This window comes from Sphingomonas sp., assembly GCF_026460985.1.
Taxonomy (GTDB): Bacteria; Pseudomonadota; Alphaproteobacteria; order Sphingomonadales; family Sphingomonadaceae; genus Sphingomonas.
Window position 1 is genome coordinate 1 of the sequence record NZ_JAPKNM010000118.1, and the last position, 11,141, is coordinate 11,141.

The following is an 11,141-nucleotide window of genomic DNA, read 5'->3' on the forward strand; positions in this document are numbered from 1 at the left end:
TGCCCTCTCTAATTGAGCGCAGTGGTTCCGCCCCCTCCGTCACGCTGCGCGTGCCACCTCCCCCTGGCGGGGGAGGATTGAAACGCCTCGCTCGCCTGAATGTCGATCCGACCTAACCTTCTTCTCTCCGCGCCTCCGCGCCTCCGCGTGAAAAAACTGCGGCCCCCTGTGCCGAGCTCACTTCCGCGCCAAGGCCTCACCCAAGGGGTGTCGCTGGTTGACCAGTTCGACCAGGCGGCGGCTGTCGACATGGGTGTAGATCTCGGTCGTGGCGATGTCGGCGTGGCCGAGCATCGCCTGGAGCGCGCGCAGGTCCGCGCCGCCTTCGAGCAGGTGCGTCGCGAAGGCGTGGCGCAGCACGTGCGGGCTCACCCGATCGGGCGGGATCCCCGCCTCGGCCGCCAGCGCGCGGATCAGCTGGTAGAGCCGCACGCGCGAGAGATGCCCCTTGCCCGAGGGGAACAGCCATGCCCGGCCGGCATCGACATGCGCGCGCCACGCCGCCACCGCCGCCCGGGCGCGATCCGAGATCGGCACCAGCCGCTCGCGCCCGCCCTTGCCCTTGAGGATCAGGTAGGGCCGGTCTGGCGCCACGGCGTTGCGAGGCAGCGAGACCAGTTCGGTCGCGCGCAGCCCCGATCCGTAGAGCAGTTCGACCAAAGCCGCGAGCCGCAGGTCGAGCGGATCGGCGGGCACCCGCGCCTGCCGCGCCGCAATCACCGCGAACATCGCGTCGACATCCTCGACGCTCAACACCTTGGGAAGCGCCCGCGCCGTCCCGGGCCGCGGCAGCGCGGCGCTGGGATCGTCCTTGCGCAGCCCTTCGTCGGCAAGGAACGCGAAGAATCGCCTGAGCGCCGCCGCCTTGCGCGCCACGGTCGAGCGCGCCAGCGGCTGCCACTCGCCCGCCAATCGCTCGAGATCGGCCGCCACGGCCTCGCCCAGCCGGCCCTCCAGCGTCCCGGAGGCCAGCCGCAGGTCGGTGCCATAGGCCGCGACGGTATTGGCCGCCGCGCCCGCCTCTGCCCGCATCATCTCGAGGAAGCGCTCGATCAGCGCGTGGTCGGCAAGCCCGGTCAAGCCGACCGCGTGACCGCCTCCACGGCGATCATCCGCGCATAATTGACCATCCCCGCCGCGCGCATCGCCGCGACGATGTGGAACAAGGCCTCGGGCGCGACATGGTCCCAGCTGACAGACTGCATGCCCACACCCGCGAGCAGGGCCACCGTCGCCGCGTCGCGGCGCTGGCCGGCGGCATCGATCGCCTGGGTCCAGCTGTTTACCCCGCCGATCGGCACGTCGAGCGCGACGGCGGCGCTCTGCGCCTCGCCCGCGCTCAGCCGGCCGAGACCCGCGAGCCCGGCGAGCAGCATCTGCGCCTTGCGCCGCGATCCGCTGTCGGCAAAGCCGGTGACGTCGCCCGAGGCCAGTTGCGACGCGCCGGGATCGGCGAGCGCGAGCAGGGCCCAGGCCTCGCTCCCGCGCTTGACCACCGGCCGCCATTCGAGCGCCGCCGCCTCGTAACCGGAGGACAGCATCGACGCGATCAGCCGATCGGCATCCTCGACCTTGTCGCTGGCCGGGATCCACGACGCCGCGCGCGCGGTCAGGATCAGCCGGGCATAGCGTGCGCGCGGCGTTTCCGCCGCGTCCCACAGGGTACGCAGCGCCCCGATCCGATTGCCGACATCGCCGTCGGTATAGGCCGTGCGCAGATCGCGCGCGACGGTCTGCGCGTCGCCCGAATCGCCGCTTTGCTCGATCTCCGAATAGAGATCGACCAGCCCGGCGTTCGAGAACACGCCCGCTGTCGCGGCCAGCTCGGCCGCGGGTGCGCGGACGGCGGGGTCGATATTGGGCGCCAGCGCCTGCCAATAGCGGACCTGCGGCGCGGCGGTCTGGTAGAGCTCGGCGGGAACCTCGACTCCGGTCGCGGTCGCCAGGCCCCAGCGCCATGCGGTCAGCTGGCTCACCGGGTTCCACTCGATCGTCACCGCGCGGCGGCCCTGCGCGCCGGTGCCCAGCACCTTCTCGGCGAGGAGGTTGTCGATATCCGACGGGCTCGTGCCCGAGCGCGCGCGCTCGAACTGCTTGCCCGCCTCGTTGGGCTTGCCGGCGAGGCCCAGGCACATCGCCTGCGCCAGCGCCCAGCCGCGCTGCGCGATCGCCGCGGCGCCGCCATCGGCGATCGCGCACAAGGCCGCCGGATCGGCAGTCGCCATCGCGGTCTGCATCGCCACCTGATAGAGCCAGGTCGTGTAATTCTCGGCGTCGACGTCGTTGATCACCGCGCGCGCGGCATTGGCCTCGCCCATGCGGAGCAGCGCCCAGGCGCGATCGGCGGCGAAGTCCGCGCCGTTGACGTTGGCCGGGGTGTCGAGCGGCGACATCAATGCGCGCCGCAGCACGATCGACGCCCAGCGCGATGCGATCGGCGCGTCCATCCGCCGCATCAGCACCTGCAGGAAGCGCCCGTCGGCAGCGCCGAACGAATCGGCCGGGAACGCCGCGTTGCCCGATGCGAACACGCCAACCCGATCGAGCGAGTGCCGCGCGAACTCGGGCAGCTCGTATCGCGACAGGTCGACCACCGTGCCCGGCGCCACGATCTCGGCGGCGTTCGAGAGGACATTGTCCCCCGGCAGCGCGACGCCTTCCACCGGCGCGACCGGATCGGCCGTGCGCGTCGGCGCAGGCGCGGGCCCGGGAGCGGGCGCCGGCGTGGGAGCGGGATCGTCGAAGCCGGGCGGCAGCAGCGATTCGGGCGTGTCCTGCCCCAGCGCGGGCATCCCCACGCCGGCGAGCAGCAGCGCCCCGAACCCGATCCGCGAAACCTTAGTTCGTGAGGTTATCAAGCGGGACCACCTTCTCCATGCGGACCGGTTCCTTCTCGGTGCTTCGCGTCGAGAGGTAGAAGATTCCTCCCACCAGCACGAGGAGGACGACTATGAGCGCTACGAACGAACGGGACATGGAAAGGTCCGTAAATTGAGAAATGCGCGGGCCTTTTGCCCGAGACCCGCCCTCGCTGTATAGCCCCCCGACGATGTTGCAAGCGCATGTCCAAGACTGGCCCTGGAAGGGCAAGCCGCTCGTGCTGGTGGGGCTGATGGGCGCCGGCAAGACCACGGTCGGCCGCCGCCTCGCCCAGCGCCTGCGCCTCCCCTTCGTCGACGCCGATCACGAGATCGAGGCCGCGGCGGGGATGACCATCTCGGACATCTTCGAGAAGTTCGGCGAACCCTATTTCCGCGACGGCGAGCGACGCGTCATCGCCCGGCTGGTCGACGGCACGCCCAAGGTGATCGCCACCGGCGGCGGTGCCTTCCTCAACGAGGAGACGCGCACGCTGATCCTCGACCAGGCGATCGCGATCTGGCTCGACGCCGAGCCCGCGGTGCTCGCCGACCGCGTCCGCCGCCGCGACACCCGCCCGCTGCTGCGCGGCCGCGATCCCGAGGAGATCCTCACCGAATTGGCGGCGATAAGAAATCCTTTCTATGCGCTCGCGCCGGTCCGTGTGCAGAGCGTCGCGGCTCCGCACGACACGACCGTCGACGAAATCCTGAAGGCGATCCGCACTTGACCCCCGAATCATGACAAACGTTCCCGTCGCCCTGGGCGACCGCAGCTACGACGTCCGCATCGAGGCCGGGCTGCTGTCCCGCGCCGGCGAGGCGCTCGCGCCCTTCAGCAGGGGCCGCCGCTTCGTCATCGTCACCGACGAGAATGTCCGGCCGCACCTCGCGACGCTCCAGGCAAGCCTGGACGCGCCCAGCGAGGCGATCGTCCTGCCCGCCGGCGAATCGACCAAGAGCTGGGCACAGCTCGAATCGCTCACCGACCGGCTGCTCGATCTCGGCGTCGAGCGCAGCGACCATGTCATCGCCCTGGGCGGCGGGGTGATCGGCGACCTGGTCGGCTTCGCCGCCTCGATCCTCAAGCGCGGCTGCAACTTCGTCCAGATCCCCACGACCCTGCTTGCGCAGGTCGACAGCTCGGTCGGCGGCAAGACGGCGATCAACAGCCGCGCCGGCAAGAACCTGATCGGCGCCTTCCACCAGCCGAGCGTCGTGCTGATCGACCCGCAGGTGCTCGACTCGCTTCCCCCACGCCAGCTCCGCGCGGGCTATGCCGAGGTGGTGAAGTACGGCCTGATCGACGATTTCGCCTTTTTCGAGTGGTGCGAGACGAACGCCGCGACCTTGCTCACCGGTGATGCCGAGGCGCGCGAATATGCCATCGCCCATTCGGTAGCCGCCAAGGCGCGCATCGTCGGCGAGGACGAGCGCGAGACCACAGGCAAGCGCGCCCTGCTCAACCTCGGCCACACCTTCGGGCACGCGCTCGAGGCCGAGACCGGCTTCTCGGACAGGCTGCTCCACGGCGAGGGCGTCGCGGCGGGCATGGCGCTGGCCTTCGCTTATTCGGCGCGCCTCGGCCTCTGCTCCGGACAGGAAGCCGAACGCGTCTCCGCGCACCTCCGCGCGATCGGCCTGCCCGACGGCCTCGCCGCCGCGGGCGTCACCGCCAGCGGTGCCCGGCTCGTCGAGCACATGCTCCACGACAAGAAGATGGCCGCCGGCACCCTGCCCTTCCTCCTCGCAAAGGGCATCGGCCGGACCTTCCTCGACAAGACCGTCGACCTGAAGGACGTCGAAGCCTTTCTCGACGCGCAACCGCGCTGACTAATCCTCCCCCGCCAGGGGAGGTGTCGCCGAAGGCGACGGAGGGGGCGGTAGGCGACGCACTCTCCTATCGAGCGCAGTGGTTCCGCCCCCTCCGTCACGCTGCGCGTGCCACCTCCCCCTGGCGGGGGAGGATTGAAACCTAGACTGACGCCTTGAGGCCCTCGGCCACATCCTCGAGCTGATCGAGCGCCGAATTGGTGCCCTCGGCAAAGCCCATGCCGAGATATTCGTCGTGCATCGCTTTCGATTCGAACACCGTGCGCAGCGTCAGCAGCGTGCCGTCGCCCTTGGGCTCCAGCGTGGTGATCATCGTCATCCGCGGCGCGCCCTCGGTCTCGAAGCCATTGTCCATCACGATCCGCGCATCGGGCACGATCTCGAGATAGGTCCCGCCGAACGGCTCGCCCAGCACCCCGCCGGGCCCGGTCATCTGGAAGTGGAATTCGCCGCCGACGCGGAAATCCATCTCGCACTTGGTCAGTGGCCATTCGACCGGGCCGAACCAGCGCTTCACATGCTCGGGCTTGCTGTGCGCCTCGAACACGACATGCGGCGGCGCGGCGATCTCGCGGATGATGATCGTCGTGCGCTCTTCCTCGGACTCATTCGCCATCGTGCCTCTCCTTCAGTTCACGAACATATTCGTCGAGCCGGTCGAAGCTCGCTTCCCAGAAACGCCGATAGCCGCCGATCCACTGCGCGGCCTCGGCGAGCGGCGCGGGCTCGAGCCGCACCGGCCGGAACTGCGCCGCTCGCCCGCGCGAGACGAGCCCGGCGCGCTCGAGCACCTTCAGATGCTTCGAGATCGCCGGCTGGCTGAGCGCGAACGGCTCGACCAGCTCGTTCACCGTCGCCTCGCCCGAAGCGAGCCGGGCGAGGATCGCGCGCCGCGTCGGATCGGCCAGCGCCTGGAAGACATGATCGAGCTGCACCACGAATCACCTATCGGTTATATATCCATATAGGTATATGGCATGGGATGAAGCGTCAACGCTCAGTTGCCGTTCAGCCGGCATCGGCATAGCAGGGGCCAATTTCCTGTTTTTCGAGAAGGCCTTTCATGCGTCTCCTTGCGCTCGCGCTCGCCGCGACATCGCTCACCGCCCTCCCCGCCGCCGCCCAGCAGGCCGCAAAGCCCGCGCCGATCCTCACCACGCCCGAGGCGAAGGACGTGTGGACCCATGCCCGGCCCGAGATCGCCCGCGTCACCCATGTCGATCTCGACCTGCGCGCCGATTTCGCCGCGAAGACCATGTCGGGCCGCGCGACGCTCGACGTCCTCGCCGCGCCCGGCGCGAAGGAGATCGTGCTCGACGTCGACGATCTCGACATCGCCTCAGTCACCGATGCGCAGGGCCGCCCGCTGCGCTTCGCCGTCGGCGCCGACGCGCCCGATCTCGGCGCGCCGCTCACCGTCCAGCTGGACGGGGCGCGACGGATCGTTATCCGCTACACGACCGGGCCCGGCGCCTCGGCGCTGCAATGGCTCCCGCCCCAGCTCACCGCGGGCGGCGACAAGCCCTTTCTCTTCAGCCAGGGCCAGCCGATCAACAACCGCAGCTGGATCCCCACCCAGGACAGCCCCGGCATCCGCCAGACCTGGTCCGCGCGCATCACCGTTCCCGGCGACTTGGTCGCGGTGATGAGCGGCGAACGGCTCGACGGCGCCGAAGGCAAGCCCGCCGCGAACGGCGAGCGCAGCTTCCGTTTCCGCATGGACAAGCCGGTCCCGCCCTATCTGATCGCGCTCGCGGTGGGCGACCTGGCCTTCAAGGCGACCGGCCCGCGCTCGGGCGTGTGGAGCGAGCCTTCGACGCTCGGCGGCGCCGCGTACGAAGTGGGCGACGTCGAAAAGATGATCGACGCGGCCGAGGCGCTCTACGGCCCGTATCGCTGGGGCCGCTACGACATGCTCGTACTGCCGCCCAGCTTCCCGTTCGGCGGAATGGAGAACCCCACGCTCACCTTCCTGACGCCGACGATCATCACCGGCGACCGTTCGAACACCGACGTCGTCGCGCACGAGCTCGCGCACAGCTGGTCGGGCAACCTCGTCACCAACGCGACCTGGTCCGATTCGTGGCTCAACGAGGGCTTCACCACCTATTTCGAGAACCGCATCATGGAAGCGGTCTACGGCAAGGAGCGCGCCGCGATGTACGCCGATCTCGACTGGGACGGCCTGCAGAGCGACATCGCCGAAGCCGGCGGCCCGGCCGCGCCGACCACGCGCCTCCACGGCGATCCCGGCGCGACCGCGGGCCAGCTCGATTACTTCAAGGGCTCGACCTTCCTGCGCACGATCGAGCAGGCGGTGGGCCGTCCGCGCTTCGACGCCTATCTGCGCTCCTATTTCGATCGTCACGCCTTCCAGCCGCAGACCAGCGCGGGCTTCCTCGCCGACATCCGCAAGAATTTGATCAAGGGCGACAAGGCGCTCGAGGACAAGCTCCAGCTCGATCGCTGGGCGTACCAGCCGGGGCTGCCGGAGAACGCCGTCCATGTGAAATCGGCGACGCTGGCCGAGGTCGATGCCCAGCTCGCCGCGGTCAAGGCCGGCGGGCCGGTCTCGGCGGTCGATCCCAAGGGCTGGGCGACCCAGCAATGGCTGCGCTTTCTCAACGGCCTGCCGCGCGAGCAGACGCCCGCGCGCCTCAAGGAGCTCGACGAGACGCTCGGCCTGTCGGGCTCGACCAACGCCTATGTCCGCTCGGCCTGGGGCGAGCTCGCCATCGCCAACCGCTACGACCCCGCGCTCCCCGCGATCCGCGCCTTCGTGAACAGCGTCGGGCGCGGGCTGCTGATCCGGCCGATCTACGAAGGGCTGATGAAGCAAGGCGAATGGGGCCAGCCGATCGCCAGGCGCTTCTTCGAGGAAGCGCGGTCGTATTATCATCCGGTGACGGCGGCGCAGGTGGAGAAGATTGTCAGCAAGTAAAAGCTCCTCGATCCCCCTCCCTTCTAGGGAGGGGTTAGGGGTGGGTAGCGCCGGACGGGGCTCGATGCCCCGGCCGGCGCTTCGACGCTGGGCGACGGAGTCTTTTGGGCGCGCAGACGCGCGCACCCACCCCTTGCCCCTCCCTTTCAGGGAGGGGTGTCTTTGCGGATCGTTTCGCTTAGGCTCCCCCGAACAACATCGGGGGGATCCCAGCATGAGCGGCCTGCAACTCAACCGGCGCGAAGCGCTTGCCTGGTCGCTCGCGGGGCTCGGCGCCGCCGCGCTGCCCGGCATCGCCTTCGCGCAGGATGCCGCTCCCGCCGATCCCGCGATCGACGGTATCGTCCAACGCTTCATGGCGGCGTTCGAGACGCCCGGGATCGCGGTCGCGGTGATCCGTCCCGGCCAGCCCGTCTATCTCAAGGGTTACGGCGTCCGCACGCTCGGCAAGCCCGCGCCCGTCGGCGTGCACACGCGCTTCGGCATCGCCTCCAATTCCAAGGCCTTCACCGCCGCGGCGCTCGCGATGCTGGTCGAGGAAAACAAGGTCGCGTGGGACAAGCCGGTCAAGGACTACCTCCCCGAATTCCGCATGCACGATCCGCGCGTCACCGAATTGCTCACGGTGCGCGACCTGCTCGTCCACAATAGCGGCCTCGCGCTCGGCGCCGGCGACCTGATGCAGTTCCCCGCGACCGAGCGCCCGGCGAGCGACGCGATCCGGGCGCTGCCCTTCCTCGCCGCCGAGCGCGGCTTCCGCACCGGCTATGCCTATGACAACATCCTCTACGTCGTCGCCGGCATCCTGATCGAGAAGCTCTCGGGCAAGCCGTGGCACGCCTTCGTCTCCGAACGCCTGCTTCGGCCCATCGGCATGGCCGACGCCGTCCCGGCGCTGCGCTTCCTCGATACTGCCGACGCCGCCGGCCGCCACGCCCGGCTCGGCCCGCCGGTGCGCGGCATGGGGCCGATGGAAGTGATCGCGCCCGACGAGGGGATCATGACCGACGCCGCCGGGGGCATCAACGCCAGCGTCAGCGACGTCGCCAAATGGCTCCAGCTCCAGCTCGCCGGCGGCAAGCTCCCCGACGGCCGCGCATTGTGGAGCCCCGCCCAGCAGGCCGAGATGTGGAAGCCGCAGACGATCGTCGCCTCGTCGGACGGCCCCAGCGAAACCTGGCCCGCGCGCGGCGTCACCCAGACCTATGCGCTCGGCTGGTTCGTCCAGGATTTCCGCGGCGAGCGGCTGATCCACCATTCGGGCGGGCTTTCAGGCCAGGTCACCCAGACCGCGATGCTGCCGGGCCGCAAGGCCGCGGTGGTGGTGCTCTCCAACACCGAGGACGCCGTCTCGGGCGGGATCCGCAACGCGCTGCTCGACCAGATCATCGGCGCCCCCGCCTTCGACTGGGTCGCGGCGACGCAGGCGCGCGTGAAGAAACAGGAAGCCGAGGGCCTCGCCGAGCTCGGCAGCGGCGGCGTCGACAAGGCGCCCGCCGGCGGCCCCAGCCTGCCGCTCGCCGCTTATGCCGGGCGCTATCGCGATCCCTGGTATGGCGACATATTGGTCACCCCGCGCGGCAAGGGACTGCATATCGATTTCCTGCCCACGCCGGTGTTCAAGAGCATGCTCGAGCCCTGGGGCCCGGACACGTTCCGCACGCGCTTCCCCAAGGGTGCGGGCGAGGACGCGACGATCCGCTTCGCGGTGGCGAACGGCAAGGTCACCGGCGTGACGATGAAGCCGCTCTCCCCGCTCGCCGACTTCAGCTACGACTTCCAGCACTTGGCCTTCGTGCCGGTGGGGTGAGCGCCGGGACACCCTCAATAGAGGCAGGCTCCGAAAAGATGCGCCAGCAATTCGCTGACGATTGCGGCGGGGAAAACCAGCAGCGCCAGCGCAATGGCCATTCCCAGCCGCACGCCAATGCTATGGAAGAACAGCCATGCGATCGGCAGAACGGGTACCAGCCAGAATAGCGCGTTCTGCGGCCCTCGCGTCCCATGGAAAGCGAGCGCGAAGTTGATGGAGATCTCTATCGCGAGGAAGACCCCGACTGCAGCCGCGATGCGCTTGGCGGAACTCAGTCCCGTTTGCGGGCCGCCGATAGTGCCAGACATATCCACCCCACGATCAATGCCGCGCCACCGATCGGTGTGATCGCTCCCAGCCAGCGAGGCAAGCCGAGCGCCATCAGGTACAAGGTCCCGGCGAAAACCGCCGCCCCGCCGACGAACAGCCAGGCCGGGACCCGCGCCCCCATCCGCGCCGCCACCAACGCCGCGACCGCATGGATCAGCTGATACTGCCCGCCGGTCCTGAGCCATTCCACCGCCTGACCCTCGGCGCCATGCGCGCCGAACGCCCCTGCCGCCACCGCGAGCGCGCCCGAAAGCGCGGCGAATATCGTCACCAGTCTCATTTGCGCTCCAGATCCGCTTCGGCCGCCGCCGCCTGCCCCGCCCGGCTGAACATCGAATCGCGCGCGGCATAGAGGTCGCCCGTCTCGCGCTGGGCCTTGAGCCGCTCGTAATCGCGGCGGCGATATTCGGCCTCGGTCTTGTCGATCTCGGCTTCGTCGACGCCCACCGCGTCCATCGCGCGCCGCGCCATCACGATCGCGCTTTCGAGCAGTTCGCGCACCGCGCCCGCGATCGGCGCGCCCTTCATCTTCATCACGCTGCGCCGGTCATAAGCGCGCACGAAGATCGTCGCCTTGGGGAATGCGTGGTGAATCCCCTCCAGCGCCTCGGTGTCGAGCCCGTCGCCGTCCTGGCAGAACAGCAGCAGCTCGGCATCGGCGGCGCCAGCCTGGCGGAGGATGTCGGTGCGCGTGCCGTCGCCATAATAGACCTTCATCCCGAAGGTGCCCGCGGTCTCGATCATCTCGACATCGGTATCGACGATGGTGACGGGGATGCCCTGCCCGATCAGCATCTGCGCCACGGTCTGGCCGAAGCGGCCATAGCCGACCACCACGGCGTTCGACCCCTCCTCCTGCGGCCCGTCGAGCCCGTCGGCACTCGGCTCGGGCTCGGCGCGCAGCCGCTTCGTCGCCATCATCAGGAACGGCGTGGTCGCCATCGACAATGTGACGATCGCGCCGAAGATGCTCGCCGCCTCGTTCTCGATCAGCATCGCGGACTGCGCCTGCGCGAACAGCACGAAGCCGAACTCGCCGCCCTGGCTCAGCAGCACGCCCATCGCGAAGGCCGGCCGCCGCTTCATCCCGAAGAGCAAGGCGATGCCGGTGATCAGCAGCGTCTTGGTCGCGATCAGCGCCAGTGCCATGCCGGCGACGAACAGCGGCCGCTCGGCGATCGCATGGAGGTTGAGCGTCATGCCCACCGCGAGGAAGAACAGCCCGAGCAGGATCGCGCGGAACGGCTCGACATCGGCCTCGAGCTCGTGCCGATAGGGCGAATCCGCGAGCATCACGCCCGCTATGAAGGCGCCCAAAGCGGCCGAGAGGCCCAGCATCTCCATGATCGCCGCGCTGGCGATCACC

11 protein-coding genes are annotated in these 11,141 nt (G+C 69.4%); 4 read left to right on the plus strand and 7 right to left on the minus strand.

The annotated features are described in order from the left end of the window. Nucleotides 1–177 precede the first annotated feature (177 nt). Both MT490_RS19180 and MT490_RS19185 read right to left on the minus strand, forming a co-directional pair. On the minus strand, nt 178–1,080 hold the full coding sequence (locus tag MT490_RS19180; protein WP_297391259.1) for a tyrosine recombinase: 903 nt from the start codon (nt 1,078–1,080) through the stop codon (nt 178–180). Next, complete coding sequence (locus MT490_RS19185) at nt 1,077–2,858, minus strand: hypothetical protein (protein ID WP_297391261.1); 1,782 nt, start codon at nt 2,856–2,858, stop codon at nt 1,077–1,079. Before MT490_RS19185 ends, MT490_RS19180 begins: the two co-directional genes overlap by 4 nt. Nucleotides 2,859–3,049: 191 nt before the next feature. Between MT490_RS19185 and MT490_RS19190 the strand changes: the two genes are divergently transcribed. Together MT490_RS19190 and aroB are read left to right on the plus strand one after the other, a co-directional pair. After that, a complete protein-coding gene (locus MT490_RS19190; RefSeq protein WP_297391263.1) occupies nt 3,050–3,589 on the plus strand; it encodes a shikimate kinase in 540 nt (179 codons plus the stop codon). Nucleotides 3,590–3,599: 10 nt separating this feature from the next. Next, nucleotides 3,600–4,691 (plus strand): 3-dehydroquinate synthase, encoded by a 1,092-nt coding sequence (gene aroB / locus MT490_RS19195; protein WP_297391265.1) that lies wholly within the window; start codon nt 3,600–3,602, stop codon nt 4,689–4,691. Between the two features lie 142 nt (nt 4,692–4,833). Here the strand turns inward: aroB and MT490_RS19200 are convergent, their stop codons facing one another. Further along, on the minus strand, nt 4,834–5,307 hold the full coding sequence (locus MT490_RS19200; protein WP_297391267.1) for an SRPBCC domain-containing protein: 474 nt from the start codon (nt 5,305–5,307) through the stop codon (nt 4,834–4,836). Beyond that, nucleotides 5,297–5,626 (minus strand): metalloregulator ArsR/SmtB family transcription factor, encoded by a 330-nt coding sequence (locus MT490_RS19205; RefSeq protein ID WP_297391269.1) that lies wholly within the window; start codon nt 5,624–5,626, stop codon nt 5,297–5,299. Before MT490_RS19205 ends, MT490_RS19200 begins: the two co-directional genes overlap by 11 nt. A 128-nt stretch (nt 5,627–5,754) precedes the next feature. On the opposite strand from MT490_RS19205, the gene MT490_RS19210 reads away from it, so the two are divergent. Next, entirely contained in the window at nt 5,755–7,632 is a 1,878-nt protein-coding gene (locus MT490_RS19210; RefSeq protein WP_297391271.1) for a M1 family metallopeptidase, read from the plus strand. A gap of 214 nt (nt 7,633–7,846) precedes the next feature. After that, the gene (locus tag MT490_RS19215) at nt 7,847–9,442 is read left to right on the plus strand and encodes a serine hydrolase (RefSeq protein WP_297391273.1); all 1,596 of its coding nucleotides are present in this window, start codon (nt 7,847–7,849) and stop codon (nt 9,440–9,442) included. Between the two features lie 14 nt (nt 9,443–9,456). On the opposite strand, the gene MT490_RS19220 is transcribed toward MT490_RS19215, so the two are convergent. From MT490_RS19220 to MT490_RS19230, 3 genes are all read right to left on the minus strand, one after another. Continuing rightward, entirely contained in the window at nt 9,457–9,753 is a 297-nt protein-coding gene (locus MT490_RS19220; RefSeq protein WP_297391275.1) for a hypothetical protein, read from the minus strand. Then, complete coding sequence (locus MT490_RS19225; protein ID WP_297391277.1) at nt 9,717–10,055, minus strand: DUF423 domain-containing protein; 339 nt, start codon at nt 10,053–10,055, stop codon at nt 9,717–9,719. The genes MT490_RS19220 and MT490_RS19225 overlap by 37 nt, the downstream gene beginning before the upstream one ends. Continuing rightward, nucleotides 10,052–11,141 (minus strand): cation:proton antiporter (locus MT490_RS19230; protein WP_297391279.1); only part of this gene is annotated, 1,090 nt, incomplete at its 5' end. The genes MT490_RS19230 and MT490_RS19225, both read right to left, overlap by 4 nt.

Excerpts from the sequence above, each read along its gene's own strand:
- MT490_RS19210 (WP_297391271.1), top strand. The coding sequence starts at position 5,755 with ATGCGTCTCCTTGCGCTCGCGCTCGCCGCGACATCGCTCACCGCCCTC.
- MT490_RS19225 (WP_297391277.1), bottom strand. The coding sequence starts at position 10,055 with ATGAGACTGGTGACGATATTCGCCGCGCTTTCGGGCGCGCTCGCGGTG.
- aroB (WP_297391265.1), top strand. The coding sequence starts at position 3,600 with ATGACAAACGTTCCCGTCGCCCTGGGCGACCGCAGCTACGACGTCCGC.
- MT490_RS19215 (WP_297391273.1), top strand. The coding sequence starts at position 7,847 with ATGAGCGGCCTGCAACTCAACCGGCGCGAAGCGCTTGCCTGGTCGCTC.
- MT490_RS19190 (WP_297391263.1), top strand. The coding sequence starts at position 3,050 with ATGTTGCAAGCGCATGTCCAAGACTGGCCCTGGAAGGGCAAGCCGCTC.
- MT490_RS19200 (WP_297391267.1), bottom strand. The coding sequence starts at position 5,307 with ATGGCGAATGAGTCCGAGGAAGAGCGCACGACGATCATCATCCGCGAG.
- MT490_RS19220 (WP_297391275.1), bottom strand. The coding sequence starts at position 9,753 with ATGTCTGGCACTATCGGCGGCCCGCAAACGGGACTGAGTTCCGCCAAG.